Consider the following 25,115-nt stretch of genomic DNA (forward strand, 5'->3'; position numbering starts at 1 on the left):
GGACACGATCCAGGGAACCCCGTCGAACTCCTCCTTGAAGACGGCCGCCGACTCCCCCGCCATCCCCTTCACCAGACGCAACGCCTCGGACACGTCGTCGGCGAAGTCGTGCAACGTCTTCGCGAGCGTCCGCACCCGGACCCCGTGGAGCGCGGGTGCGGACGGCGCGGGTTCACCGTCTGCGCACCGTTCTCCAGGCGTCGGTCACCGCGTAAGTGCAGCTCAGCCACCACGCGTCCAGTTTGTTCCGCACCGTTGAGACGACGCTCCAGCACTTCAGCCATGCCGGCAGGCGGCGGAACGGGACGAAGGTGAGGGTGTCGTCGATGGCGTTCACCGCGATGCTCCTGCGGCCCGGCCCCTCTGTCCGCAGCGCGGCGTACAGTTCCGGCGTCAATGCGCCGTTGAGGCGGGCCGCCGTCCCTGCCGCGGTGAAGGCGAATCCTCGCTGGGCGAGGTCCGGGAGCCGCATCGCCCGGACGATCCGGGGCGACGCCTCTTCCAGCGGGCAGTTGAAGGCCAGCCCGATCGCCGCCGTGCCGAGCCCTCGCGCCCCGCGGTCGAACGCGGCGTCCCATTCCTTCGGGTCGTTCAGGGCCAGCAGTCGTTCGCCGGTTTCCCAGTTCCATTGGGACGTCAAGATCGATTCCCCCCTTCCGAGCTGTCGCGCTCACGAGAGTGTGCCTGAGCGTTGCGCGCGACGGACGGTCAGGATGGCGACGTCGTCGTGGGGGGCTGCCTTGCCCGTGTATGCGTGGGCATCCTCGTGGAGGGCGTGGGGCAGGTCGCTCCGCGGCACGTCGCCGAGGCCGGCGAGGCGTTCGTCCAGGGGGTAGAACGTACCGTCCGCCGCGCGGGACTCGGTGAGCCCGTCGGTGGTGAGCAGCAGTGTCGCGCCGCCGGGAAACGTGAACCGGCCGGCGCTGACGGGTTCGGTCGCGAGCGCGGCGAGGCCGAGGGGGACGCCGCTGTCCAACGGCGGCGTGATCACCGAGTCGGCGTCGAGCAACTGGGGCGGCACATGGCCGCAGTTGACGGCCTGCACCTCGTCGCGGGCGTCGATGCTGAGGACGAGGACGGTGACGAAGCGTTCGTCGCCGCCCCGCCGCGCCACGTAGGAGTTGTGCCGCGCCACGGAGGCGTCGAGGGCGCCGACGAGGCCCGTGAGGGTGGGCTCGCGATGGGCCGCCTCGCGAAAGCTGCCGAGGACGGCGAACGCCGCGCCCACCGCGGCCAGCCCTTTGCCCTGAACGTCACCGATGAGGACGCGGGTCCCCCAGGGGGACTCGACGACGTCGTAGATGTCTCCGCCGACGAGGCGGTCCTCCTGCACCGGTTCGTACACCCCGTCCACCAGGACGTCGTCGGTGCGCAGCGGCAGCGGGCGCAGGATCTGCCGCTGTATGGCCACGGCCGCGGAGTGCAGGCGCACCATCGTGCGCTCGCTGTTGATACGCCGGCGGCAGGCATACAGCGAAGCCGCGATCAGGCAGGCGGTGAGCACCAGCAGCAGCACCCGGTCGGCCAGCGCGACGTCGGTGCCGCCGGTCAGAAAGGCGGCGGAGCCGAGGACAGCGGTCCAGGCGCAGACCAGCGCCGTCTGTCGCACCGTGCACTGTGCCGCCGCCGCGGCGGGCAGGAACACCAGGAGCCCGACGAGCGCCATGCCCGAGTTCGCCACCGACCCGATCACCGCCACCAGCAGCGTGACCGTCACCATCCAGACGACCAGTTGTCCCGTCCCCGGCGGCTGAATGGTTTCCCGGGTGGAGCCCGGGGCGGGGTGCTGGCGACGGGTACGCAACACACGATCTCCAGGGTCGGGCGGTGAACCTCCGCATTCTCGGCCGTCCCCCACCGCACCGGCGTCCGCCTCGCCGGGGCATTCGGGGGACGGACCCGCCCGTCAGTCCGCGAACCGGAACGTCGACGTGATCGCGTCGAAGATGTCGAAGAAGGAGTCCGCGAGGTCGAGGACCTGGCTGCTGCCCGCGACCAGGGCGACCTTGCCCTCCTGGCCGGGGACCGGGATGTACGTCTGCATGAGGACCGCGCGGACCGTGCGGTTCAGGGCGTCGTCCGGGACCGGGATGTCCTCGATGCCCTGGGTGCGGGCGGCGGGGCCGACGCCGGGGATGTCGACCGTGGTGACCTTGCGCCAGGAGTCGCCGGGCTTCCGGGCCTCCTTGACGGCCAACTGCCCCGCGATGGCCGACGGGTCGTTGGGGAGCGGGTCGCCCGAGGATGTACGGCCGCCGACCAGGGAGACCGTGACCGAGCCCGTGATCGGGGTGTCACCGCCGAAGCTCTCCGCCATGCAACCGCAGTACAGCGCGCCCGACTTCCACGCGTCGGACGCCGCCTTCTGGAGGAAGGTGACGTAGGCGGAGCGGGAGGGCCGCAGCTCCGGGTACTGGCGTATCCGGTCGTCGACCATGCGGCGGATCGAGTCGTCCCGGGACTCCGGGCGTACGTCGAACTCCCACCAGGACTCCGGGACCTTGATGCGGAACCCGCCCCGTTCGACGGTCAGTGCCTCCGTGTAACGGGCCATGGTGTGCCCGGCCTCCCCCGTCAGTCGCTCGAACAGCTGCCCGTTCATCGTCCCACACGGTCCGCGCGCCCTGGGTACAGAAAGCCGTTCACCCGACTGGATGAAAACCTGTCGTGGCCGCTGTAGACATTCAGGTGCTGCTGTGGTTACTCTTCTGTCGTAGCCACGAAGTCAGTGAGGCGAGGCAGAGACGAACTGCCCGCATGAGGTACCGCAGTAACAGCAGGACCAGCAACACCAAGAGGTACGGCACGAGGAGAGAAGGAGGAGGACGCCATCAGGATCGCCCGGGCGAGAACGTTCTCACCGGGTACCGCAGGCCCCGGAACGGAAGGTGGTCCCACGGTCACGCATCCGCGATCCCTCAACAGAAGGCCGGCCGTGCAGTAGGCCGGCAGATGGTGTTACAAATCCCTCGGGGCCTTGGTGCCGTACGGCACCAAGGCCCCTCGACGCGTTCCGCAAACAGAGGTGCAGATGACCGCAGACACACCGCTCAACCGCATCGACGACGACGACTACCCCGCGTACACCATGGGGCGGGCGGCCGAGATGCTGGGCACCACGCCCGCCTTCCTACGAGCCCTCGGCGAGGCGCGGCTGATCACGCCGCTGCGCTCGGAGGGGGGCCATCGCCGCTACTCCCGCTACCAGCTGCGGATCGCCGCTCGCGCCCGCGAGATGGTCGACCAGGGGACATCGATCGAGGCGGCCTGCCGCATCGTCATCCTGGAAGACCAGCTCGAAGAGGCTCAGCGCATCAACGCGGAGCTGCGACGCGGTGGTGCCGGGGCGTCCGGGGACAAGCCGGGGAACGCCAGTACTGCCCGGTAGCCCCACCGACCTGCCCGCCCGCGCGGGCCTGCGGATAAAATCTTCTCTCATGTCGAAGCCTGACGAGCTGCTCGTTGACATTGCCGCCCGTGTGGAGTCCGCGCAGAGCAGTCGAATGTCCTTGACCGTGGTCACCCACGGTGCCGTTATCACCGGCCGTCTGGCCCCCGAGTCCGTATGGCGGAAGCGGGTGTCGGAAGTGCTCACCGACTCCGCGGACCTGGGCGTCTTCTCCGCCGCCTTCGACGCTCCGGCGACGAAGGGGGAGGCGCCCACGCACCTGCACTTCCATGTCGCCCGGATCCTCCAGGGCACGATGGGCATCCCGGAAACCGGCGGGATGTACCGCGTGGCGATCGGTGACGTGAGCGCCTGGACCGTGGGGGACTTCAGCTACTCCGACCACTGACCCGTCGCGGTCGTCGGCGCGGCGGCGGAGGGTCCGTCGCCGTCGTCGATGTCGCGCAGCCGGAGCCGGTCCGTGTACGCGGAGCCGTTCCGTACGGCGGTCAGCCGAGCACGGGTGACCAGGGCGGTGTACTGGCCGTCCTCGTCGCAGACGACGAGGTGACCCGTGCGGGCGGCGGCCATGACGGACAGCGCCACCTCGACGGTCATGTCGCCCCAGACCTGCGGTCCGGCCGCGTCCACGGCGTGGGCGACCGTCCGGTGCGCGGGGATGGTGCTCGTCGGACGGAGATGTGTCTGGAGCAGCGTCAAGAAGTGCCTCCTACGGGGATGGGTGAATTCCACAGAATCCGAGGAATCCGGAGACTACGGGAATTCTGAGAATATTCCGAGAATGCTGAAATGCAGCTGGGGCCCGCACCCCGAAGGATGCGGGCCCCAGCTGCAAGTGCGTCAGGCGAGGACGATGTTCTCGGCCGTCGGGCCCTTCTGGCCCTGCGCGATGTCGAAGTTCACCTTCTGGCCTTCGAGCAGCTCGCGGAAGCCCTGGGCGGCGATGTTCGAGTAGTGGGCGAACACGTCGGCGCCGCCACCGTCCTGCTCGATGAAGCCGAAGCCCTTTTCCGCGTTGAACCACTTCACGGTGCCAGTAGCCATTGTCTTTTCTCCTTCGGGGCAGTGCACCGGCGCCCGCACTGTACGGACGCCGTGTCGCCGCGATGATCACCCCGACCGGAAAAGACCGGTGTCAAAAAATTCGGGAACCACAACTGCAACTGATAGCGACAGTAGCACGCCGGGGCACCCCTTGCGCTCCGAGCAATTTCCCGTCTTGAATCCTCTTCCCGCGGATACAGATTTAAGGGTGCGCATTTCACAGGAATGACGTGGCGGGCCGAAGTTTCGCGAGTTCCGTGAGTTCCGTCAGATGACGCCCTGCGCCAGCATCGCGTCGGCCACGCGCTCGAAGCCGGCGATGTTCGCGCCGGTCACGTAGTCGCCGGGGGCGTCGTAGCGCTCGGCGGTCTCGTGGCAGGTGGTGTGGATGCTGGTCATGATGTCCGCCAGCTCCTCCTCCACGCGCGCCGCCGTCCACGACGTACGGGCGTGGTTCTGCGCCATCTCCAGGGCGCTGACCGCGACGCCGCCCGCGTTGGCCGCCTTGCCGGGGCCGAAGGCGACGCCCGCCTGCTGGAGCAGGTGGACGGCCTCGGGGGTGGCCGGCATGTTCGCGCCCTCGGAGACCGCCTTGACGCCGTTGCGGATCAGGGTGGCGGCGGCGTTCTCGTCCAGCTCGTTCTGCGTGGCCGACGGGAGGGCCAGGTCCGCCGGGACGTCCCAGACGCTGCCGCCGGGGACGAAGCGGGCCGAGGCGCCCCGGCGCTCGGCGTACGCGTCGACGCGGCCGCGCTCGACCTCCTTGATCTGCTTCAGCAGGTCGAGGTCGATGCCCTTCTCGTCGACGACGTAGCCGGAGGAGTCCGAGCAGGTCACGGCGTTCGCGCCGAGCGCGGTCAGCTTCTCGATGGTGTAGATCGCCACGTTGCCGGAGCCCGAGACGACCGCGGTCTGGCCCTCCAGGTCCTCCCCGCGCTCCCGCAGCATCGCCGCCGCGAAGAGCACGTTGCCGTAGCCCGTCGCCTCCGGGCGGATCAGCGAGCCGCCCCAGCCCTGGCCCTTGCCGGTGAGGACGCCCGCCTCCCAGCGGTTGGTGATCCGGCGGTACTGGCCGAAGAGGTAGCCGATCTCCCGGCCGCCGACGCCGATGTCCCCGGCCGGGACGTCCGTGTGCTCGCCGATGTGCCGGTACAGCTCCGTCATGAACGACTGGCAGAACCGCATGACCTCGGCGTCGCTGCGCCCGTGCGGGTCGAAGTCGCTGCCGCCCTTGCCGCCGCCGATGCCGAGGCCGGTCAGCGCGTTCTTGAAGATCTGCTCGAAGCCCAGGAACTTGATGACGCCCAGGTTGACGGACGGGTGGAAGCGCAGACCGCCCTTGTACGGGCCCAGCGCACTGTTGAACTCGACCCGGAAGCCGCGGTTGACGCGAACACGCCCCTGGTCGTCCTGCCACGGCACCCGGAACATCACCTGGCGCTCCGGCTCGACCAGCCGCTCGATGAGGCCCGGCTCGGCGTACTCGGGGCGGGCCGCGACGACCGGGGCGAGCGTTTCCAGGACCTCGTGCGCGGCCTGGTGGAACTCGGGCTGGGCCGGGTTGCGGTGCTCGATCTCGGTGAGCAGGTGGTCGAGGGTGGTCTGCGTCTCGCTTCGCGTCGTCACAGGGGCCCTTTCTGGCACGGCGGGCACCGGTCGCATACAGCGACCGGTGGGAGGCGCTCGGCGCCGTTGCCGCGCGCGGGACACTTAAGTGTTACGCGCACGTAAACCTCATGGCCAGCACCCGATCACTGGATGAGACGAAGGCCTCCCGGCAACGCCGGCCTCCCGGCAACGCTACCCCTCCCCGTTCAGCATCGCGGCGGTGAGCACGTTGCCCGCGACACCCCAGCCCCCGTCCGGGACCTCGTCGACCAGGACGACGGTGGTCGGGCGGGCGCGCTCCCCGTAGATCTCGGCGTAGAGGTCGGTGGCGCGTTCGACGATCTTCTTCTTGTCCTCCGCCGAGAGCGTGCCCGCGGGGACCTTGAAGTGGGCGAAAGGCATGTCAGATCATTCCTCCGTTGGCGCGCAGAATCTGGCCGTTCACCCAGTGCCCGGCGGGGCTGCCGAGGAAGGCGACCACGGCGGCGATGTCCTCCGGGGTGCCCAGCCGCTCCAGCGGCGGCGTCTTCGCGAGCTTGTCCACCTGCTCGGGCGTCTTCCCGTCGAGGAACAGGTCCGTGGCCGTCGGTCCGGGTGCGACCGTGTTCACGGTGATGTCCCGGCCGCGCAGCTCGCGCGCCAGGATCATCGTCATGGCCTCCACGGCGCCCTTGCTCGCCGCGTAGGCGCCGTACGTGGGGAACTGCGTGCCGACGACGGACGTCGAGAAGCCCACGAACGAGCCGCCGGTACGCAGCCGCCGTGCCGCCTGCTGGGCGACGACGAAGGTGCCGCGGATGTTGGTGCGGTGCATGGCGTCCAGCGCCGCCAGGTCCAGGTCGGCGATCGGCGAGAGGGTCATCCGCCCGGCCGAGTTCACGACGACGTCGACGCCGCCGTACTCCTCCTCCGCCCGGTCGAACAGCGCGGCGACCTCCTTCTCCTCCGCCACGTCGGCCTGTACGGCGACGGCCCGTCCGCCGGCCTCGGTGATCGCCGCCACCGTCTCGTCGGCGGCCGAGGCGTCGCTGGCGTAGTTCACGACGACGGCCAGGCCGTCCTCGGCGAGTTTCCGGGAGACCGCCCGGCCGATGCCGCGGGAGCCGCCGGTGACGACGGCGACCCGTTCGGCGGTCTGTTGATTCGTGTGCGTGGTCATGGCTCCACGATGCGCCGGGTCGGCCGCGGCAGCCAGGGGATGCCATCCCCTGGGTCGGCGGCCCGGCCCGGCGCAGAATGGACCGTATGAGCGCTGTGAAGTACGCCGAGCTGGGAACGTTCCTGCGGTCGCGGCGCGAGCGCATCCGCCCCGGCGACGTCGGCCTCCCGGCCGGACCGCGCCGCCGGGTGCCGGGACTGCGCCGCGAGGAGGTGGCCCACCTCGCCGGGGCTTCCGTGGACTACTACAACGAGCTGGAGCGCGGCGCCGGGTCCCAGCCGTCCGAGCAGATGATCGCCGCGCTGGCGCGGGCGCTGCGGCTGTCCGCCGACGAGCGGGACTACCTCTACCGGCTCGCCGACCGGCCGGTGCCGGTGCCGGGCGGGCCCGCCTCGCACGTGCACCCCGGCATGCTGGACCTGCTGGGCCGGATGTCCTCGACCCCGGCGCAGGTGATCACCGACCTGCACGTCACCCTGGTGCAGAATCCGCTGGCCGTGGCGCTGCTGGGGGACCATTCCGGTCTCCGGGGGCCCCGCGCCAGCTTCGTGCACCGGTGGTTCACCGAGCCGGAGGCCCGGCTGCTCTATCCCGAGGCCGACCACGCGTACCAGTCCCGGTCCTTCGTCGCCGACCTGCGGGCCGCCGCCGCCCGGCGGGACGCGAAGGACACGGAGGCGGGCGCGATGATCCGTACGCTGCTCGGCGTCTCCCCCGAGTTCGCCACGCTGTGGGCCGACCACGAGGTGGCGTTCCGGCGCCACGACCGGAAACGGCTCCTGCACCCGGTGATCGGCCTGGTCGAGGTCAACTGCCTCAACCTCTTCAGCGAGGACGGCCGCCAGCGGCTCCTGTGGTTCACCCCGGCGGTGGGGACCGAGAGCGCGGGGTTGCTGGAGCTGCTGTCGGTCGTCGGCACGCAGGAGGTCAGCGCCGCGACGCGTACGGCAGGAAGCTCGCCCAGGCGTCAGGGGTGAGGGCGAGACGGGGGCCGTCGGTGTGCTTGGAGTCCCGGACGTGGATGGTGGCGGGGGTCAACGCCAGTTCTACGCAGGAGTTGCCGTCGGTACCGCCGCTGTAGCTGCTCTTGAACCAGACCAGTTCGGCGTCGCGGATCATGTTTCTCCCAGCAGTGTCTCGATGAAGGCCAACGACTCCCTGGGCGAGAGAGCCTGCGCTCGGATCGTGCCATACCGCAGTTCGACAATGCGCAGGTGTTTCGGGTCGGTGATCGGCCGTCCGTTGAACGCCCCGTCGGAGCGCCCCACCGCTGTACCGTCCGGAAACTTCAGCAACTCGATCCTGCCGTCCAGCCCCGGATGGGCGTCAGCATTCGTCGGCATCACTTGAAGCGTGACGTTGTGCAAACGCCCCACCTCCAGCAGACGTTCGAGCTGCTGTCGCCACACCATTGTGCCCCCAACCTGCCGACGCAGCGGTGCCTCTTCCAGCACGAAGTGCATCGACGGAGCCGGATCGCGCTCGTAGACCGACTGCCGGGCCAATCGCGCGGCCACCATGCGGTCGACGTCGTCCGGTGAGTACGGCGGCTGCGCTGCCTCGATCAGGGTTCGCGCGTGCTCGGGAGTCTGCAACAGCCCAGCGATGATGTTGCACTCGTACAGGCCGATCTCGACCGCCTTGCCCTCCAGCTTCCCCAACTCCCGTACCTTCTTCGGGTACCGGACCTTCTTCACGTCCTCCCAGGCCGCCGAGAGGAGGCCACCGGCGCCCAGCACCTCGTCCGCCCTGTCCAGATACTCCTGCCGGGGAATCCGCTTGCCGCCCTCGACCTTGTAGACGAGGTCCTCCCCGTACCCGACCGCCACTCCGAAGTCGCCGGCCCGCATGCCCGCAGCCTCCCGGCGGAGCTTCAACTGCCGTCCCACCGTGGTGATGACCGCGACGCCCCACTCGTCGTCCGGGTCGACCTCCCACCCCGACTCGTCCGTCTCGACCGCCATCCCCTGCCCCTTCCCCGACAGCACCGACACCACTGGACAAGCGCCGGACAGTCACCGTACGTACCCGTTGAGTCACTTCTCACGGTACGCACACACCGCCACGCTGAGTGACGTGAATCAGGAATCCACCACCGAACTCCCCACGCGCGTCCGCAATTTCAGCGTGCAGCTCTCTCCCACCCCACGCGGCGCCCGCCTCGCCCGCCTGCTCGCGACCGAGCAGCTGCGTTCCTGGGGGCTGCCCCTGGACCCGGCACGCCTCCTCGTCGCCGAGCTGGCCAACAACGCGGCGGACCACGGACGCGTCCCCGGCCGCGATTTCCGGCTCACCCTGTACGTCGTCGGCGACGTCCTCCGCATCGAGGTCACCGATACACGGGGCCAGGAGCTTCCCGCCCCGCAAGAGCCGGCCTCCGACGCCGAATCCGGCCGGGGTCTGCTGCTGGTGGAGGCGCTGGCGCACCGCTGGGGAGTGACGGAGGGCCGCTTCCCGCGCAAGACGGTCTGGGCGGAGCTGCGCTGCACGCCACCGGGACCCGCGTTCTGAGGTCCCGGTGGCGTCGGTGCCCTGCCAAGTGTTCGCCGAGGCCGTCGAGTGGGAGTCCCTCAGCCCGGTGCGCAGCTGAGTCCTGGCCTGGGCCGGGGACACGGACGGTCGAGTAGCCCTGCCGCCCTCACGCCACCGTCGACACGCAGAACGGATGTCCCGCCGGGTCCAGCAGCACCCGCCAGCGGTCCGGTGACGGCTGGAAGTCGGGCTTCGTGGCGCCCAGGGCGAGCAGGCGGGCCTCCCCCGCGTCCAGGTCGTCGGTGCCGACGTCGATGTGGGCCTGCTTCTCCTGGTCGGTGCCCGGCCAGGTCGGCGGGCGGTAGTCGGGGAGGCGGTGGAAGCCGAGGCCGGGGGCTCCGTCCTGGCCGCCGAGGAAGTAGAAGTCGTCGGTGTTGAAGGAGACGGTGAGGCCGAGTGCCTCGCCCCAGAAGCGGGCCATCACGGCGGGGTCGGAGCAGTCGAAGGTGACGGCCGAGTAGCGGAAGGCCGGCGCCGGAGTGTTCTGCGTCGTCGTCATGGGAGAGACCGTAGGACGTGACCAGGACAGGTTCGGTCCTGGTCGTCGGCGGACGCGTGGGAGACTTCGGGACCGTGCTCAGTACTTCCGCCCGGCTGCTGCGGCTGGTCTCTCTGCTCGCCGTCCGTCCCGCCTGGACCTGCGGTGAGCTGGCCGAGCGGATGGAGGTCACGGAGCGGACCGTGCGGCGGGACGTGGCGCGGCTGCGGGAGCTGGGGTACACCGTCGACTCCGACCCGGGCCCGTGGGGCGGCTACCGGCTGCGGCCGGGGACGCGTACGCCGCCGTTGATCCTGGACGACGAGGAGGCCCTCGCCGTGGCCGTCGGGCTGCGGGAGGCCGCGCTGAGCGGGGCGCTCGGCGGGGACCAGGCGGCGCTGTCGGCGCTGCTGAAGCTGCGGCAGGTGCTGCCCAAGCGGCTGGGCGACCGGCTCGGGGACATGGACGCCGCGTTCGTGCAGACGCCGCGGGCCGGTGAGCCGCAGGTCGCGCCGGGGATGCTGCTGGAGCTGGCGGCCGCGTGCCGGCGGGCCGAGCGGGCCCGGATGGCGTACCGGGACTGGGGCGGGCGGGCCAGTGTGCGGGACGTGGACCCGTACCGGCTCGTGCACACCGGGCGGCGCTGGTTTTTCGTGGCCCGGGATGTGGCGCGGGGCGAGTGGCGGACCTTCCGGGCCGACCGGGTCGAGCGGGTGCAGCCGACCGGGCGGGCCGTCGAGTTCACCGAACCGCTGCCCGATCCGGCGCTCCTGGTGTCCCGGGCGAGCGCGACCGGGCCGTACGCGGTGCTGGCCACCGTCCGGCTGCCGGTGCCCATGGAGCAGGCGCTGCGGTCCATTCCCGCCACGGTCGGGCTGCACCGGGCCGACGGGCCGGACGCCACGGTCGTCGAGATCGGCGGATCGAACGCGGAGGGGCTGGCCCGCTATCTGTTCAGCCTCGCCACGCCGATGCGCGTCCTGGCGCCGGACTCGGTACGGGAGGCACTGCTGCGCCGGGCCCGGGAGTTGCTCGCCGCGAACGAGGAAGCAAGTACTTGAAGTTTCCTCCACAGGTCCGTACCAACCCCTTGCCCCCGCCCTCCCCGCGTCGCAAGCTCCCCTCATGGAGCTGGAGTTGCGGCATCTCAAGACGGTCCGGGCCATCGCCGACGCCGGCAGCCTCACCAGGGCGGCGACGGCTCTCGGTCTCGCGCAGCCCGCGTTGAGCGCACAGCTCAAGCGGATCGAACGGGCCCTGGGCGGCGCGTTGTTCGTCCGCGGCCGGCACGGGGTGCGGGCCACCGCGCTGGGCGAACTGGTGCTGGAGCGGAGCCGGATCGTGCTGCCCGCGGTGACCGAGCTGCAACAGGAGGCGGCCCGGTTCGCCCGTGCGCCGCGCACGGCGGAGCGGCTGCGGATCGGCGGCACCCACGGGCCCTTGCTGGGCGCCCTCCTCGACCGGCTGGCCGGTGTCGCGCCGGACGCCCGGATGACCACCTGCACCTCCTGGTCCGAGCGCGAACTGGCCGGGCAGCTCGCCGAGGGACGGCTGGACTTCGCGCTGGCCGGGACCTGCGGCACCGCCGCGCCGCCCGCCGGGGAGGGGCTGGTGTGGCGGGAGGTCGCGGTCGACCCGGTGTTCGTCATGGTGCCCGACGGTCATCCGCTCGCCCACCGCACGGAGGTGGACCTGACGGAGCTGGCCGACGAGGAGTGGGCCTGCGTACCCGGCGACGGCTGCTTCGGCGACTGCTTCACCGCCTCGTGCGCCCGCGCGGGCTTCACCCCGCGCCGCATGTACGAGACGGACACCGCGTCGCTCGTGCACCTGGTACAGGTCGGGCGGGCGGTCGGGCTGTGCCGGGCGACCTTCCCGACCACGCCCCGGATCGTGACCCGGCCGCTCGTCGGCACCCCGCTGACCTGGCGGCACCTGCTCGGCTGGCACGCCGCGACCCAGCGGCAGGACACCGCCGCCGCGGTGCTCTCGCAGGCGCGCATGGCGCACGCGGGCGTGGCGGCGAACAGCGACAGCTACACGGAGTGGATGTCGGTCCACCGGGTTCCATAACGCCGGGGAGAGGGACGGCTGACCTCTTATGGCGGCCGCTCGCCCCTCCCTACGGTTTCGGCACCTCCCCACCGAGACCGAGGAGATCCCCCATGTCCCACCGACACCGACATCACAGAGCCGTGGGTGCCGCCGTCGCCGCGACCGCGGCCCTGCTCGTGGCCGGGCTCAGCGGCTCCGCGAGCGCCGGAACGGCACCCGCCGGCCCCGCCCCCACCGCGGCCGAGACCCTGCGCACCGACGCCGCGCCGCCCGCTCTCCTCAAGGCCATGCAGCGGGACCTCGGTCTCGACCGCCGGCAGGCGGAGCGCCGCCTCGTCAACGAGGCCGAGGCCGGGGCCACGGCGGGGAGGCTGCGGGCCGCGCTCGGCGGCGACTTCGCGGGCGCGTGGGTGGACGGTGCCGAGTCCGGCACCCTGACCGTCGCGACGACCGACGCGGGCGACGCCGCCGCGATCGAGGCTCGGGGCGCCGAGGCGAAGGTCGTACGCCACTCGCTCGCCGACCTGGACGCGGCCAAGGCCCGCCTGGACGAGGCGGCGGCCGGCCTGAACACCGCCGACGCACCCGTCTGGTACGTCGACTCGCGCGACAACAGCGTCGTCGTCGAGGCGATCCGTCCCGCCGCGGCCCGCGAGCTGCTCGCGGCGGCCGGTGTCGACGACTCCCTCGCCCGCGTCGACCGGCGCACCGAGCGGCCCCGCACCTTCTACGACCTGCGCGGCGGCGAGGCGTACTACATCAACAACAGCGGCCGCTGCTCGATCGGCTTCCCCGTCACCAAGGGCACCCAGCAGGGCTTCGCCACCGCGGGCCACTGCGGCCGGACCGGCGCCAGCACGACGGGCGCCAACCGGGTGGCCCAGGGCACCTTCCAGGGGTCGATCTTCCCGGGCCGCGACATGGCGTGGGTGGCCACCAACTCCCAGTGGACGGCGACCCCGTACGTCCTGGGTGCCGGTGGGCAGAACGTCCAGGTCACCGGCTCCACGGCCGCGACGGTCGGCGCCTCCGTGTGCCGTTCCGGCTCGACGACCGGCTGGCACTGCGGCACCATCAGGCAGCTGAACACCAGCGTCACCTACCCGGAAGGCACCATCTCCCCGGTCACCAGGACCACGGTGTGCGCCGAGCCCGGTGACTCCGGCGGCTCCTACATCTCCGGGACCCAGGCGCAGGGAGTCACCTCGGGCGGTTCGGGCGACTGCCGCTCCGGCGGCGAGACCTTCTTCCAGCCGATCAACGCGCTGCTCCAGAACTACGGGCTCACGCTCAAGACGACCGGCGGCGACGGCGGCGAGGAGCCGGGCGAGCCCGGCGGCACCTGGGCGGCCGGCACCGTCTACCAGGCCGGCGACACCGTGACGTACGGCGGCGCCACCTACCGCTGCCTCCAGGGCCACCAGGCCTACGCGGGCTGGGAGCCGCCGAACGTTCCCGCGCTCTGGCAGCGGGTGTGACACCCCACTGACCCCCACAGGGGACAACGGGGGACGGGTCCGGGCGTGCGTGAGGGAGAGCGCCCGGGCCCGGTCACGTCCGTCTCGGGTACGGGTGCTGCCTCGGTTACGGGTGGTGCCTCAGGTACGGGTGCTGCCTCAGGTCCGGGTGACCTGGCCGCAGCCTCCCGATCCGGAGCCGGTGAGGGGGCGGCTCCGGTCGTAGGGGTCGGTCAGGGGGCCGGTGGGCCGGGCACCGCCGGGGCCGTCGTCGTCGGGGAAGCCGGGGTGCAGGAAGCCGTCGTAGACGTCGCAGTCGGTGTTGCCGTACTCGGAGAAGTACTTCTCCACCAGCAGCTTGCCCTCGGTCACGTGCCACTTCGCCGGGTCGTTCAGCGTCAGGGTGAGCACGCGGCGGATGATCGTGCGGGCGACCGGCCCGTCGGCGTCGTCGGCCCGCACCAGCGGGTAGACGAAGGTGTAGTCCGCGTTGACCTTGACCACGCCCGGTTCGCCGGCGGCGAGCGTCATACGGCCGCGGACCTTGACGACGTCACCGGCCGGGCGGGTCTCGGCCGGGTCGAAGCGGGTGAAGAGGCGGAGCGGGTCGTGGTCCTCGTCGGGGCTGCTCAGGGAGCGGCGCAGCTTCGGCAGCAGCTCCGGCTGCTTGGGATCGAGGACGTCCAGCGCCTCGTCCGGGTGCCCGCCGCGCAGTACGGCGGGGTCCAGGTTGGCGGCGACCAGGAGTTCCTTGGTGCGGCGCAGCGCGAACGCCACGTCGTCCTTGCTCATGCCGGACAGCGGCTTCGCGGCCGGCACGTCGATGGCGTCGGCGCCCTCGGCCCACCGCTCGGCGGGCGAGCCGCGGAACGGGTGCTCGCGCGTGGCACGCTCGGCACTGGCCGCTTCCCCGGGGGCGCCGGTCGGCCGCGCCGACTCGGCCGCCAGGGTCGGCGGCGCGGCGGCGTCGTCCCCGCCGGGCAGCCGGTCCAGGACCAGGGAGGGCCGTACGGCGACGACGGCGAGCGCCGCCAGCGCCACCACGCCGACCACCGTGCCCACCAGGCGCCGACGGCCGCGGCCGTCGCCCTGCGGGTTGCCCTGCGGGGCCCGCCAGGGCGTCGGCTGCTCCTGCTCGCGCAACCGCCGGGCCACCATCCGCGCCCGCGCCGACGGCTCCTTGGGCGCGGAGCGACCACCACCGTCGGCGGCCTCCCGCAGGAACGCCTCCAACTGCTCGTCGGAGATCGAGGGGGCCGGTTCGTCGCCGGAACGGTCGGGGGGCGGGACGGAACTCACGGGCTCACTCTCTGCCTCGGTGCGGGCGGGCGTCGACGATGATCCATCCTGCCGCCGAGTGGAGGAAGAGTGCCGTCGCGTGCGGGACTTGTGACCGAACCCGGACACCTTCGCCCGACCCGCGCCACCGCTGCGCGCCCGCCGGTCCGCGTCAGCCCCGCAGGTACGTCAGCACCGCCAGCACCCTGCGGTGGGTCTCGGTCGCCGGGGGCAGGTCGAGCTTGGTGAGGATGCTGCCGATGTGCTTGCCCACGGCCGCCTCGGAGACGACGAGTTCGCGGGCGATGGCCGCGTTGGACCTGCCCTCCGCGATCAGCGCGAGCACCTCCCGCTCGCGCGGGCTGAGCCGCTCCAGCGGGTCCCGGCGGCGGCGCAGCAACTGGCGTACGACCTCCGGGTCCACGACCGTACCGCCGTCGGCCACCTCGGCCAGCGCGTCGACGAACTCCTCCACCTGGCCGACGCGGTCCTTGAGCAGATAGCCGACGCCGGTGCCGTCGCCGGAATCCAGCAGCTCGGAGGCGTAGGCCCGTTGCACGTACTGGCTGAGGACGAGGACGGGCAGCGTGGGCCGCTCCCCGCGCAGCCGCACGGCCGCGTGCAGTCCCTCGTCCTGGAAGCCGGGCGGCATGCGCACGTCGGTGACGACGATGTCCGGGGCGTGCTCCGTCACGGCCGCGACGAGGGCCTCCGCGTCGCCGACGGCCGCCACGACCTCGTGACCGAAGCGGGCGAGCAGCCCGGTCAGGCCGTCCCGCAGCAGGACGCTGTCCTCGGCCAGTACTACGCGCAGGGATCGCGGGGGCCGCACGGATCGCAAGGAATCTCCACGCTCAGCAGGGTCGGTCCGCCCGGCGGGCTGGACAGGGAGAGTCTGCCATCCAGGACCGACACCCGGTCGGCGAGCCCGGTCAGCCCGCTGCCCGCCGCGGCGTCGGCACCGCCCCGGCCGTCGTCGCGGACGCGCAGCACGAGCCGTCCGTCGCGGTGGCCGCCGCTCACCTCCGCGCGGTCGGCGCCGCTGTGCCTGCCGATGTTGGCGAGGGCCTCGCAGACCACGAAGTAGGCGGCGGCCTCGACCGCCTGCGGCAGCCGTCCGGGCAGCTCCAGGGCGACGTCGACGGGGACGGCGGAGCGGTCCGCGGCGTCGGCGACGGCCGCCGTCAGACCGTAGTCGGCCAGCACCTTGGGGTGGATGCCGTGGATGAGTTCGCGCAGTTCCGCCAGGGCCCGGCCCGCCTCGCCGTGCGCCTTGGCGAGCTGGTCGGCCAGCGGTCCCGGCGGGGCGTCCAGGCGGGCCAGGCCGAGGGCCATCGTCAGGGCGACCAGGCGCTGCTGGGCGCCGTCGTGCAGATCGCGCTCGATCCGGCGCCGCTCGGCCTCGAAGGCGTCCACCAACCGCACGCGGGAGCGGGTGAGTTCGACGACCCTGGCCTCCGGGTCTCCGTCGCGCGGGACGCCCACGAGCACGCGCGCCAGCTCGGCCCGCGCACCCGCCGCCAGGCCCAGCGCGTAGCCGCCGAGGGCGAGGAGCAGCAGTCCGAGCGCCGCCACGCCGAACGCGGCCGGCCAGGTGGTGACCGTCCACTGCTTGAGGACCTTGGCCTCCGCGCCGCCGCCGAACGTGGCCATCACCAGCGGGGTGGCGGCGAGATGGAGGGGCGCCGCCAGGGCGAGGGCGACGACCAGCGCGTCCAGCGGCCAGAGCAGCAGGGCGAACAGCAGCGCGTGGCCCAGCTCCCGCCAGGTCGCCCGCTCGCGCAGCCGGGTGACCAGCCAGGGCCACGGCCCGGTCGCGGGCGGCTCCCGTACCGGCCGGACGGGCACGGGGGCCGGGTCGATCAGGCGCAGCCGGTGCCGTTCCAGGCGAGCCAGGGGGATGCCGGCGAGGGCGGTGAGCAGCAGCAGCGGCAGTCCCACCAGGACGACGGTGAGGACACCCCCGACGACGAGGGCGAGGGCGAGCCCCACCAGGGTCGCGGCACCGGCCGCCGCCCCGGTCACCAGGTAGGCGGTCGCCCGCCACGGCCAGGCGGAGAGCAGATAGCGGCGGGCGGACAGGGCCTGCCACAGGTCGCGAGAGCGCATGCGGCTCACCGTAGGACCGCGACGGGCGGCGCGGCCATCGGTCCAGGCGGAGCAGTGGGGGTGGGGCAGGCCATACCTCCGCTCTAGTCCCTGCCGCACTGCGCCGGTGCCGCCCCGCACGGTTTCGTTGGCGCACCGGGCACCCCATCGAACAGCTCGAAGAGCGGGAAGCCGAACAGCTCGAAGAGCGGGAAGCGGAGACGGATGACCAGCGACGAAGCGATCCGACTGGATCGCGTCAGCAGACGGTACGGCGGAGGCCACAGCACCGTGACGGCCCTCGACGACGTGTCCCTCGCCTTCCGGCGCGGCAGCTTCACCGCCGTCATGGGCCCCTCGGGCTCGGGCAAGTCCACGCTGCTCCAGTGCGCCGCCGGACTGGACCGGCCCACGTCGGGATCGGTCGTCGTCGGCGGCACCGAGCTGACGGGGCTGAGCGAGCGGCGGCTGACCCTGCTGCGGCGCGAACGCGTGGGCTTCGTCTTCCAGGCGTTCAACCTGCTGCCGTCCCTGACCGCCGCGCAGAACGTCGCGCTCCCCCTGCGGCTGGCCGGCCGCCGCCCGCCGCGGGACCGGGTGCGCGAGGCGCTGCGCCGGGTGGGTCTCGCCGACCGCGCCCGGCACCGGCCGGCCGAGCTCTCCGGCGGCCAGCAGCAACGCGTCGCCCTGGCCCGCGCGTTGATCACCCGCCCGGAGGTGCTGTTCGCCGACGAGCCGACGGGGGCGCTGGACTCGCACACCGGCCGCGAGGTGCTGGCCCTGCTGCGCGGCATGGTCGACCGCGAGGGCCAGACGGTGGTCATGGTCACCCACGACCCGGTCGCCGCCGCCCGCGCCGACCGCGTGCTGTTTCTCGTCGACGGCCGCGTCCACGACGAACTGACCGGCGCCGGGGCCGACGCCGTCGCCGCCCGCATGACCCGCCTGGAGACCGTGCCGTGCTGACCCCCGGCAGCCGAGCGGCCGCACCGCACGCCGACCACCCCGTCACCCACCCGTCCCGGCCGGAGGACACCCCGTGCTGATCGTCGCCCTGTGCACCCTGCGGATCCGTTGGGTCACCTTCGTCGGGAGCTTCGTCGCGCTGGCGCTGGGGGTCGCCCTGCTGACCGCCACGGGGCTCGCCCTGGCCGCCTCGCTGGACGCGCCCGAGCGGGCACCGGAGCGGTTCGCCGCCGCGCCGGTGGTGGTGCGCGGGCAGGACACCCTGCGGGTGCCGACGCCCTCCGGGGAGCGCACGGAGGAGCTGGCCCGGCCTCGTGCCGTGCCCGACGCCGTCGTGGCCCGGCTGGAGCGGCTCGGCACCGTCGTCGCGGACCGGTCCTTCCCGGTGCGGGTGCGCGACGGCCGCGGTCCGGGCGAGCTGGTGGGCCATCCCTGGTCCACCGCCGCGTTCGCCCCGTACCGGATCGACGCCGGGCGCGCGCCCCGCGCCGCCGACGAGGTCGTCGTCACCGGCGGCTGGGCCGCGCCGGGCGAGCGGGTGCGCACGGACCGGGGCACCCTGCGGGTGGTGGGGAGCGCGCCCGGTCTCGGATTCGAGGACGCCGTCTTCTTCACCGACGCCCGCGCCGCCGAACTCGCGCCCGGCAGCGTCCAGCTGGCGGTCGACGCGGAGGCGTCCGCCGTACGGGAGGCCGTACGGGACGCGGTGCCGGCCAGTGCGGGGGTCCGGGTGCTCACCGGGGACGCGCGGCGGTACGCGGACGCCGATCCCGGCCGGGACGACGAGGCGCTGACCGCCCTGAACGCCCTGTTCGGCACGGCCGGTGGCGTCGCGGCCTTCGTGTCGGTGTTCGTCGTGGCGTCCACCTTCGCCTTCTCGGTCGCCCAGCGCCGCCGGGAGTTCGGGCTGCTGCGCACGGCGGGGGCGACACCGGGGCAGCTGCGCCGGACGGTGATCGCCGAGGCCGCGCTGGTCGGCGTCCTCGCCTCCGGCACGGGCTGCGTGCTCGGCGCGTACGGTGCGCCGCCGCTGGTGCGCCTGGTGGTCGACGCGGGCCTGGCCCCGGCCTGGTTCACCCTCGGTGACCACGCCTGGCCCTTTCACCTAGCCTTCTGGACCGGGCTCCTGGTCGCCCTGTGCGGCGTGGTCGCGGCGTCCTGGCGGGCGGGACGCACGGCCCCGGTCGCGGCGTTGCGGGAGGCGGCGGTGGACGCCGGGGCGATGACCCGGGGGCGGTGGCTGGCCGGGCTGGGACTGCTGCTGACCGCCCTGGTGACCCTCGCCCTCGCTCTCGCCGACGACCCCGGCGACCTGCTGCACCGCAAGACCTACGTGACCCGCCCGATGCTGCTGATCAGCGCGGCCGCGCTGCTCGCGCCGGTCGCGATGCGGCCGCTGACCCGCCTGCTGACCTGTCTGCCGGCCCGCCTTCCGGGCGCCACCGGCCTGCTGGTCCGGGAGAACGCGGCGGCCGGTGCCCGCCGTACCGCGGCCGTCGCGGCGCCCGTGCTGGTCACGGTCGCGCTCACCGGCTCGCTGCTCGGCGCCGTCGCGACGCTGGACGGGGCGAAGGCCGCGGAGGCCCGGGAGCGGACCACCGCCGCCTTCGTGGCCACGGCCCCGGCCGGAACCGGCTTCGACGCGGCGACCGTGGAGCGCCTGCGCGCGGTGCCCGGGGCACGGATCTCCCCGAGCGCGTCGAGCGCGGTGTACGTCCTGGAGGACGGCACGGCCCTGATCAGGTCCGACGCGCGTGCCGTCGCCGATCCCGGCGCCCTCGCCGCCACCACCCGGCTTCCGGTCTCACGGGGGCGGGTCACCGGCCTGGACGACCACTCGATCATCGTGAACGAGGAGTGGGAGCGGCACACGGTCGGCCAGAGCGTCCGGGTCCGGCTCGGCGACGGCACGGCCAAGACGCTGCGCATCGCCGCCGTGATGCACACCGGCACCGGCGACAACGGCGTCTACGTCACCGCGGCCAACGCCGCCGGCGCCCCCGTCGACCGGGTGGACGTCGCCCTCGCCGACGGCGCCGACGCCGACGCGGTGGCCGCCGGGCTGCGCGCGGCGGTGGCGGCCACCGGCGGCCGGGTGTCGAGCGGTGCCGAGTGGGCCGCGGCGGCCTCCCCCGGGTCCCCGGGCACGACGCGGACGGGCCTGTTCCTGGTCCTCGGCATCGCCCTGCTCTACACCGGGATCTCCGTGGTGAGCACGATGCTGACGGCGACGTCCGACCGGGTCCGCGACCTGGCGGTCCTGAGGCTCGCCGGGGCCACCGGCGGGCAGGTGCTGCGGCTGGTCGCCGTCGAGTCGCTGACGGTCGCCGGGGCCGGTGCCCTCCTGGGGCTGGGCGTCGCCGGACTCGGCCTGGCCGGGATGGGGGCGGCACTGGGCCTGCTCTCGGTCCCCGCCGCGCCGGTGGTGCCGTGGGCGGCCGTCGGCACGGTGGCCGGCGCCTGCGCCGTGCTCGCGGTCGTCGCCTCCGTGGTCCCGGCCGGTCTGGCGCTGCGCCGCCGGGCGGCGGCGGCCGCGGGCATCCGGGAGTGAAAGGCCGGTGACACGGCGAAAGGGCCCGTACGACCGAAGTCGTACGGGCCCTTTCAGGCATCAGCCCATGTCAGGTCGGGTCGACCGACAAGCAAGCGGAGCTTACTTGTTGATCTTGGTGACCTGGCCGGCGCCCACGGTCCGGCCACCCTCGCGGATGGCGAACTTCAGGCCCTCTTCCATGGCGACGGGCTGGATGAGCTCCACCTTCATCTCGGTGTTGTCACCCGGCATGACCATCTCGGTGCCCTCGGGGAGGGTCACGACGCCGGTCACGTCCGTCGTACGGAAGTAGAACTGCGGACGGTAGTTGTTGAAGAAGGGGGTGTGACGGCCACCCTCGTCCTTCGACAGGATGTAGGCCTGGGCCTCGAACTCGGTGTGCGGCGTGACCGAACCGGGCTTGATGATGACCTGGCCGCGCTCCACGTCCTCGCGCTTGATGCCACGGAGGAGCAGACCGACGTTCTCACCGGCCTGGCCCTCGTCGAGGAGCTTGCGGAACATCTCGATGCCGGTGACCGTGGTGGTGGTCTTCTCGGTCTTGATGCCGATGATGTCGACGGTCTCGTTGACCTTGAGGACACCACGCTCGATGCGGCCGGTGACGACCGTACCGCGACCGGTGATGGTGAAGACGTCCTCGATCGGCATCAGGAACGGCTTGTCGACGTCGCGCTCGGGCTCCGGGATGGCCTCGTCCACGGCCTTCATGAGCTCGAGGACCGAGTTGCCCCACTCCTTGTCGCCCTCGAGGGCCTTCAGAGCGGAGACCTTGACGACCGGAACGTCGTCGCCCGGGAACTCGTACTCGGAGAGGAGCTCACGCACCTCGAGCTCGACGAGCTCCAGGATCTCCTCGTCGTCCACCATGTCGGCCTTGTTCAGGGCGACCACGATGTACGGAACGCCGACCTGGCGGGCCAGGAGCACGTGCTCCTTGGTCTGCGGCATCGGGCCGTCGGTGGCGGCGACCACGAGGATGGCGCCGTCCATCTGCGCGGCACCCGTGATCATGTTCTTGATGTAGTCGGCGTGACCGGGGCAGTCGACGTGGGCGTAGTGACGCGCCTCGGTCTGGTACTCGACGTGCGCGATCGAGATGGTGATACCGCGCTGGCGCTCTTCGGGAGCCTTGTCGATCTGGTCGAACGCCGACGCCTCGTTGATGTCCGGGTACGCGTCGTGCAGCACCTTGGTAATGGCGGCCGTGAGGGTCGTCTTACCGTGGTCGATGTGACCGATGGTGCCGATGTTGACGTGCGGCTTAGTCCGCTCGAACTTCGCCTTCGCCACTGGGGTCCTCCTGTGGAGTGGTTCTGTACGCCTTACTCATCGGCGCCAGGTGATCTTTGCTGGAAAGCCCGGGTGCCGGGGGCATTCCGCCGGGTTCACGGCGGAATGCCCCATGCAGGCTCCGGGGTCAAGCCTAAAGCGTGAGAACGGGGTCCGTTAAACGGAGTAGCCCGTTACTCGCCCTTGGCCTTCGCGATGATCTCCTCGGCGACGTTCCGGGGAACCTCGGCGTAGGAGTCGAACTGCATCGAGTAGCTTGCGCGACCCGACGTCTTGCTGCGGAGGTCTCCGACGTAGCCGAACATCTCCGACAGCGGCACGAGGCCCTTCACGACACGGGCACCCATCCGCTCCTCCATGGCCTGGATCTGGCCACGGCGGGAGTTGATGTCACCGATGACGTCGCCCATGTAGTCCTCGGGCGTGGTGACCTCGACGGCCATCATCGGCTCGAGCAGCACGGGCGAAGCCTTGCGCGCGGCCTCCTTGAAGGCCTGCGAACCGGCGATCTTGAAGGCGAGCTCGGAGGAGTCGACCTCGTGGTAGCCACCGTCGATGAGCGTGACGCGGACGCCCGTCATCTCGTAGCCGGCCAGGATGCCGAACTGCATGGCCTCCTGGGCACCGGCGTCCACCGAAGGGATGTACTCCTTCGGGATGCGGCCACCGGTCACCTTGTTCACGAACTCGTACGAGGCGTCGCCGCCCTCGATCGGCTCGATCGCGATCTGCACCTTGGCGAACTGACCGGTACCACCGGTCTGCTTCTTGTGGGTGTAGTCCACGCGCTCGACGGCCTTGCGGATCGTCTCACGGTAGGCGACCTGGGGCTTGCCGACGTTGGCCTCGACCTTGAACTCACGGCGCATGCGGTCGACCAGCACCTCGAGGTGCAGCTCGCCCATACCACCGATGATGGTCTGGCCGGTCTCCTCGTTGGTGTGGACCTGGAAGGACGGGTCCTCCTCGGCCAGGCGCTGGATCGCGACGCCGAGCTTCTCCTGGTCGCCCTTCGACTTGGGCTCGATGGCGACCTGGATGACCGGCGCCGGGAAGTCCATGGACTCCAGGATGACCGGGTTCTTGTCGTCGGACAGCGTCTCACCGGTGGTGGTCTGCTTCAGGCCCATGACGGCGACGATGTCACCGGCGCCCACCGACTCGATCTCCTCACGCTTGTTGGCGTGCATGCGGTAGATCTTGCCGATGCGCTCCTTGCGGCCCTTGACGGAGTTCAGCACCGCGGTGCCGGACACCAGGCGGCCGGAGTACACCCGGACGAAGGTGAGCTTGCCGAGGTGCGGGTCGCTCATGATCTTGAAGGCGAGCGCGGCGAGCGGCTCGTCCTCCGACGGCTTGCGCTTGACGACGACCTCGGGGTCCTTGACGTCGTGGCCCTCGATGGCCTCGACGTCGAGCGGGGTCGGCAGGTAGCGCACGACCGCGTCGAGCAGGGGCTGGACGCCCTTGTTCTTGAACGCGGTGCCGCAGAACACCGGGGTGACCGTGGTGTCGCTGGACTTGCCGGACGCGATGGTGATGCGACGGATCGCGGCGTACAGCTGCTCCTCGGTGGGCTCCTGGCCCTCCAGGAACAGCTCCATGACCTCTTCGTCGTTCTCCGCGACGGCCTCGACCAGCTTGCCGCGCCACTCCTCGGCGGCCTCGGTGTGCGTGGCCGGGATGTCGACGACGTCGTACATCTCGCCCTTGGCCGCGTCGGCGGACCACACGAGCGCCTTCATGCGGACCAGGTCCACGACGCCCTGGAAGTCGGCCTCGGCACCGATCGGGAGCTGCATGACCAGCGGCTGGGCGCCCAGGCGGTCCGAGATCATGTCCACGCAGCGGTGGAACTCGGCGCCGGTGCGGTCCAGCTTGTTCACGAAGCAGATACGCGGCACGCCGTAACGGTCGGCCTGACGCCACACCGTCTCGGACTGCGGCTCGACACCGGCGACACCGTCGAACACGGTCACGGCACCGTCGAGCACACGCAGGGAACGCTCCACCTCGACGGTGAAGTCGACGTGCCCCGGGGTGTCGATGATGTTGATCGTGTAGTCGTTGTCCTCGAGCGGCCAGTGACAGGTGGTCGCAGCAGACGTGATCGTGATGCCACGCTCCTGCTCCTGCTCCATCCAGTCCATCGTGGCGGCGCCGTCGTGGACCTCACCGATCTTGTACGACACACCGGTGTAGAACAGGATCCGCTCGGTGGTGGTCGTCTTGCCCGCGTCGATGTGGGCCATGATCCCGATGTTGCGGACCTTGGCCAGGTCAAGTGAAGTGGTAGCCATAAGGCTTCAGTCTTCTCTCGGTCTCGATGTGGGTAGCGACTACCAGCGGTAGTGCGCGAAGGCCTTGTTGGACTCGGCCATCTTGTGCGTGTCCTCGCGCTTCTTCACAGCGGCACCCAGGCCGTTGGAGGCGTCGAGGAGCTCGTTGAGCAGACGCTCGGTCATGGTCTTCTCGCGACGGGCGCGGGAGTAACCGACGAGCCAGCGCAGGGCGAGCGTGTTCGCACGGCCCGGCTTGACCTCGATCGGGACCTGGTAGGTCGCGCCACCGACACGGCGGGACTTGACCTCGAGGGTCGGCTTGATGTTCTCGAGAGCGCGCTTCAGCGTGATGACCGGGTCGTTGCCGGTCTTCTCGCGCAGGCCCTCCATGGCGCCGTAGACGATGCGCTCGGCGGTGGAGCGCTTGCCGTTCAGCAGCACCTTGTTGATCAGGGAGGTCACCAGAGGAGAACCGTAGACCGGGTCGATGATGACCGGGCGCTTCGGGGCGGGGCCCTTACGAGGCATTCTTACTTCTCCTTCTTGGCGCCGTAGCGGCTGCGGGCCTGCTTGCGGTTCTTCACACCCTGGGTGTCAAGCGAACCGCGGATGATCTTGTAGCGAACACCCGGCAGGTCCTTCACACGGCCGCCGCGCACGAGCACGATGGAGTGCTCCTGCAGGTTGTGCCCCTCACCCGGAATGTAAGCGGTGACCTCGATCCCGCTGGTCAGACGCACACGCGCGACCTTACGCAGGGCCGAGTTCGGCTTCTTCGGGGTGGTCGTGAACACACGCGTGCAGACGCCACGGCGCTGGGGCGAACCCTCGAGTGCGGGCGTCTTGTTCTTCTCGACCTTGTCCTGCCGGCCCTTCCGGACCAGCTGCTGGATCGTAGGCACTACTTCTCCG

Annotated in this window: 27 protein-coding genes; 9 read left to right on the plus strand and 18 right to left on the minus strand. The window is 71.6% G+C overall.

Going from position 1 to position 25,115, the window contains the following annotated elements; genetic code table 11:
- Window positions 1–172: 172 nt before the first annotated feature.
- The 3 genes from B9W62_RS15565 to B9W62_RS15585 all read right to left on the minus strand — a co-directional run bounded on the left by B9W62_RS15565 (window position 173) and on the right by B9W62_RS15585 (window position 2,554).
- Complete coding sequence (locus tag B9W62_RS15565; RefSeq protein ID WP_087807738.1) at window positions 173–640, minus strand: hypothetical protein; 468 nt, start codon at window positions 638–640, stop codon at window positions 173–175.
- A 30-nt stretch (window positions 641–670) separates the two neighbouring features.
- Window positions 671–1,807, minus strand: coding sequence for a PP2C family protein-serine/threonine phosphatase (locus B9W62_RS40185; RefSeq protein WP_256976398.1), 1,137 nt, complete (start codon window positions 1,805–1,807; stop codon window positions 671–673).
- Between the two features lie 99 nt (window positions 1,808–1,906).
- The gene (locus tag B9W62_RS15585) at window positions 1,907–2,554 is read right to left on the minus strand and encodes a hypothetical protein (protein WP_087811924.1); all 648 of its coding nucleotides are present in this window, start codon (window positions 2,552–2,554) and stop codon (window positions 1,907–1,909) included.
- 477 nt (window positions 2,555–3,031) lie between these two features.
- On the opposite strand from B9W62_RS15585, the gene B9W62_RS15590 reads away from it, so the two are divergent.
- Window positions 3,032–3,388, plus strand: a complete 357-nt coding sequence (locus tag B9W62_RS15590) for a MerR family transcriptional regulator (protein WP_087807739.1) — start codon at window positions 3,032–3,034, stop codon at window positions 3,386–3,388.
- A 49-nt stretch (window positions 3,389–3,437) separates the two neighbouring features.
- On the plus strand, window positions 3,438–3,797 hold the full coding sequence (locus B9W62_RS15595) for a hypothetical protein (protein ID WP_087807740.1): 360 nt from the start codon (window positions 3,438–3,440) through the stop codon (window positions 3,795–3,797).
- Here the strand turns inward: B9W62_RS15595 and B9W62_RS15600 are convergent.
- The 5 genes from B9W62_RS15600 to B9W62_RS15620 form a co-directional block, all read right to left on the minus strand.
- The gene (locus tag B9W62_RS15600; protein ID WP_256976400.1) at window positions 3,782–4,108 is read right to left on the minus strand and encodes a CBS domain-containing protein; all 327 of its coding nucleotides are present in this window, start codon (window positions 4,106–4,108) and stop codon (window positions 3,782–3,784) included. The two genes, B9W62_RS15595 and B9W62_RS15600, sit on opposite strands and share 16 nt — an antisense overlap.
- A 141-nt stretch (window positions 4,109–4,249) precedes the next feature.
- On the minus strand, window positions 4,250–4,453 hold the full coding sequence (locus B9W62_RS15605; RefSeq protein ID WP_003974279.1) for a cold-shock protein: 204 nt from the start codon (window positions 4,451–4,453) through the stop codon (window positions 4,250–4,252).
- A 267-nt stretch (window positions 4,454–4,720) separates the two neighbouring features.
- Complete coding sequence (gdhA, locus tag B9W62_RS15610) at window positions 4,721–6,079, minus strand: NADP-specific glutamate dehydrogenase (RefSeq protein ID WP_179235504.1); 1,359 nt, start codon at window positions 6,077–6,079, stop codon at window positions 4,721–4,723.
- A 174-nt stretch (window positions 6,080–6,253) separates the two neighbouring features.
- Window positions 6,254–6,463 (minus strand): 4-oxalocrotonate tautomerase family protein, encoded by a 210-nt coding sequence (locus B9W62_RS15615; protein ID WP_087807741.1) that lies wholly within the window; start codon window positions 6,461–6,463, stop codon window positions 6,254–6,256.
- Window position 6,464: 1 nt separating this feature from the next.
- Window positions 6,465–7,220, minus strand: coding sequence for an SDR family oxidoreductase (locus tag B9W62_RS15620; RefSeq protein ID WP_087807742.1), 756 nt, complete (start codon window positions 7,218–7,220; stop codon window positions 6,465–6,467).
- Window positions 7,221–7,297: 77 nt separating this feature from the next.
- Here B9W62_RS15620 and B9W62_RS15625 point away from each other — a divergent pair, with 77 nt between their 5' ends.
- Complete coding sequence (locus tag B9W62_RS15625) at window positions 7,298–8,197, plus strand: helix-turn-helix transcriptional regulator (RefSeq protein WP_179235505.1); 900 nt, start codon at window positions 7,298–7,300, stop codon at window positions 8,195–8,197.
- Here B9W62_RS15625 and B9W62_RS15630 read toward each other — a convergent pair.
- Window positions 8,148–8,339, minus strand: a complete 192-nt coding sequence (locus B9W62_RS15630; protein ID WP_087807744.1) for a DUF397 domain-containing protein — start codon at window positions 8,337–8,339, stop codon at window positions 8,148–8,150. The genes B9W62_RS15625 and B9W62_RS15630 overlap by 50 nt on opposite strands.
- Window positions 8,336–9,184, minus strand: coding sequence for a helix-turn-helix domain-containing protein (locus B9W62_RS15635; protein ID WP_087811926.1), 849 nt, complete (start codon window positions 9,182–9,184; stop codon window positions 8,336–8,338). The genes B9W62_RS15630 and B9W62_RS15635 overlap by 4 nt, the downstream gene beginning before the upstream one ends.
- A 112-nt stretch (window positions 9,185–9,296) precedes the next feature.
- On the opposite strand from B9W62_RS15635, the gene B9W62_RS15640 reads away from it, so the two are divergent.
- Window positions 9,297–9,731 (plus strand): ATP-binding protein, encoded by a 435-nt coding sequence (locus tag B9W62_RS15640; protein ID WP_087807745.1) that lies wholly within the window; start codon window positions 9,297–9,299, stop codon window positions 9,729–9,731.
- 127 nt (window positions 9,732–9,858) lie between these two features.
- On the opposite strand, the gene B9W62_RS15645 is transcribed toward B9W62_RS15640, so the two are convergent.
- Entirely contained in the window at window positions 9,859–10,251 is a 393-nt protein-coding gene (locus tag B9W62_RS15645) for a VOC family protein (protein ID WP_087807746.1), read from the minus strand.
- Window positions 10,252–10,307: 56 nt separating this feature from the next.
- On the opposite strand from B9W62_RS15645, the gene B9W62_RS15650 reads away from it, so the two are divergent.
- The 3 genes from B9W62_RS15650 to B9W62_RS15660 all read left to right on the plus strand — a co-directional run bounded on the left by B9W62_RS15650 (window position 10,308) and on the right by B9W62_RS15660 (window position 13,763).
- Window positions 10,308–11,291: a helix-turn-helix transcriptional regulator gene (locus B9W62_RS15650; protein ID WP_087807747.1), complete on the plus strand. Its 984-nt coding sequence runs from the start codon at window positions 10,308–10,310 to the stop codon at window positions 11,289–11,291.
- A 64-nt stretch (window positions 11,292–11,355) separates the two neighbouring features.
- A complete protein-coding gene (locus B9W62_RS15655; RefSeq protein WP_087807748.1) occupies window positions 11,356–12,303 on the plus strand; it encodes a LysR family transcriptional regulator in 948 nt (315 codons plus the stop codon).
- Between the two features lie 92 nt (window positions 12,304–12,395).
- A complete protein-coding gene (locus B9W62_RS15660; RefSeq protein WP_087807749.1) occupies window positions 12,396–13,763 on the plus strand; it encodes a carbohydrate-binding protein in 1,368 nt (455 codons plus the stop codon).
- A 138-nt stretch (window positions 13,764–13,901) separates the two neighbouring features.
- Here the strand turns inward: B9W62_RS15660 and B9W62_RS15665 are convergent, their stop codons facing one another.
- From B9W62_RS15665 to B9W62_RS15675, 3 genes are all read right to left on the minus strand, one after another.
- Complete coding sequence (locus tag B9W62_RS15665) at window positions 13,902–15,041, minus strand: hypothetical protein (RefSeq protein WP_087807750.1); 1,140 nt, start codon at window positions 15,039–15,041, stop codon at window positions 13,902–13,904.
- 151 nt (window positions 15,042–15,192) lie between these two features.
- Window positions 15,193–15,852, minus strand: coding sequence for a response regulator (locus B9W62_RS15670; protein ID WP_179235506.1), 660 nt, complete (start codon window positions 15,850–15,852; stop codon window positions 15,193–15,195).
- Window positions 15,825–17,129, minus strand: a complete 1,305-nt coding sequence (locus B9W62_RS15675; protein WP_087807751.1) for a sensor histidine kinase — start codon at window positions 17,127–17,129, stop codon at window positions 15,825–15,827. The genes B9W62_RS15670 and B9W62_RS15675 overlap by 28 nt, the downstream gene beginning before the upstream one ends.
- Window positions 17,130–17,333: 204 nt before the next feature.
- Between B9W62_RS15675 and B9W62_RS15680 the strand changes: the two genes are divergently transcribed.
- Window positions 17,334–18,074, plus strand: coding sequence for an ABC transporter ATP-binding protein (locus B9W62_RS15680; protein WP_087807752.1), 741 nt, complete (start codon window positions 17,334–17,336; stop codon window positions 18,072–18,074).
- Between the two features lie 73 nt (window positions 18,075–18,147).
- Entirely contained in the window at window positions 18,148–20,625 is a 2,478-nt protein-coding gene (locus B9W62_RS15690; protein WP_179235507.1) for an ABC transporter permease, read from the plus strand.
- Window positions 20,626–20,727: 102 nt separating this feature from the next.
- On the opposite strand, the gene tuf is transcribed toward B9W62_RS15690, so the two are convergent.
- The 4 genes from tuf to rpsL all read right to left on the minus strand — a co-directional run bounded on the left by tuf (window position 20,728) and on the right by rpsL (window position 25,105).
- A complete protein-coding gene (gene tuf, locus B9W62_RS15700) occupies window positions 20,728–21,921 on the minus strand; it encodes an elongation factor Tu (protein WP_011029795.1) in 1,194 nt (397 codons plus the stop codon).
- Between the two features lie 173 nt (window positions 21,922–22,094).
- The gene (gene fusA, locus B9W62_RS15705; RefSeq protein WP_087807753.1) at window positions 22,095–24,221 is read right to left on the minus strand and encodes an elongation factor G; all 2,127 of its coding nucleotides are present in this window, start codon (window positions 24,219–24,221) and stop codon (window positions 22,095–22,097) included.
- Window positions 24,222–24,260: 39 nt separating this feature from the next.
- Window positions 24,261–24,731: a 30S ribosomal protein S7 gene (rpsG, locus tag B9W62_RS15710; RefSeq protein ID WP_003974303.1), complete on the minus strand. Its 471-nt coding sequence runs from the start codon at window positions 24,729–24,731 to the stop codon at window positions 24,261–24,263.
- Window positions 24,732–24,733: 2 nt separating this feature from the next.
- Window positions 24,734–25,105, minus strand: coding sequence for a 30S ribosomal protein S12 (rpsL, locus tag B9W62_RS15715; protein ID WP_003948652.1), 372 nt, complete (start codon window positions 25,103–25,105; stop codon window positions 24,734–24,736).
- Between the last annotated feature and the right edge of the window lie 10 nt (window positions 25,106–25,115).

It is taken from the genome of Streptomyces sp. CS113, assembly GCF_002188365.1.
Classification (GTDB): domain Bacteria; phylum Actinomycetota; class Actinomycetes; order Streptomycetales; family Streptomycetaceae; genus Streptomyces; species Streptomyces tendae.

Bases quoted from the DNA above. Each gene is read 5' to 3' on its own strand.
- B9W62_RS15585 (WP_087811924.1), bottom strand. From the start codon at position 2,554: ATGGCCCGTTACACGGAGGCACTGACCGTCGAACGGGGCGGGTTCCGC.
- B9W62_RS15590 (WP_087807739.1), top strand. From the start codon at position 3,032: ATGACCGCAGACACACCGCTCAACCGCATCGACGACGACGACTACCCC.
- B9W62_RS15595 (WP_087807740.1), top strand. From the start codon at position 3,438: ATGTCGAAGCCTGACGAGCTGCTCGTTGACATTGCCGCCCGTGTGGAG.
- B9W62_RS15605 (WP_003974279.1), bottom strand. From the start codon at position 4,453: ATGGCTACTGGCACCGTGAAGTGGTTCAACGCGGAAAAGGGCTTCGGC.
- B9W62_RS15615 (WP_087807741.1), bottom strand. From the start codon at position 6,463: ATGCCTTTCGCCCACTTCAAGGTCCCCGCGGGCACGCTCTCGGCGGAG.
- B9W62_RS15620 (WP_087807742.1), bottom strand. From the start codon at position 7,220: ATGACCACGCACACGAATCAACAGACCGCCGAACGGGTCGCCGTCGTC.
- B9W62_RS15625 (WP_179235505.1), top strand. From the start codon at position 7,298: ATGGACCGTATGAGCGCTGTGAAGTACGCCGAGCTGGGAACGTTCCTG.
- B9W62_RS15630 (WP_087807744.1), bottom strand. From the start codon at position 8,339: ATGATCCGCGACGCCGAACTGGTCTGGTTCAAGAGCAGCTACAGCGGC.
- B9W62_RS15635 (WP_087811926.1), bottom strand. From the start codon at position 9,184: ATGGCGGTCGAGACGGACGAGTCGGGGTGGGAGGTCGACCCGGACGAC.
- B9W62_RS15645 (WP_087807746.1), bottom strand. From the start codon at position 10,251: ATGACGACGACGCAGAACACTCCGGCGCCGGCCTTCCGCTACTCGGCC.
- B9W62_RS15655 (WP_087807748.1), top strand. From the start codon at position 11,356: ATGGAGCTGGAGTTGCGGCATCTCAAGACGGTCCGGGCCATCGCCGAC.
- B9W62_RS15660 (WP_087807749.1), top strand. From the start codon at position 12,396: ATGTCCCACCGACACCGACATCACAGAGCCGTGGGTGCCGCCGTCGCC.
- B9W62_RS15675 (WP_087807751.1), bottom strand. From the start codon at position 17,129: ATGCGCTCTCGCGACCTGTGGCAGGCCCTGTCCGCCCGCCGCTATCTG.
- B9W62_RS15680 (WP_087807752.1), top strand. From the start codon at position 17,334: ATGACCAGCGACGAAGCGATCCGACTGGATCGCGTCAGCAGACGGTAC.
- fusA (WP_087807753.1), bottom strand. From the start codon at position 24,221: ATGGCTACCACTTCACTTGACCTGGCCAAGGTCCGCAACATCGGGATC.
- rpsG (WP_003974303.1), bottom strand. From the start codon at position 24,731: ATGCCTCGTAAGGGCCCCGCCCCGAAGCGCCCGGTCATCATCGACCCG.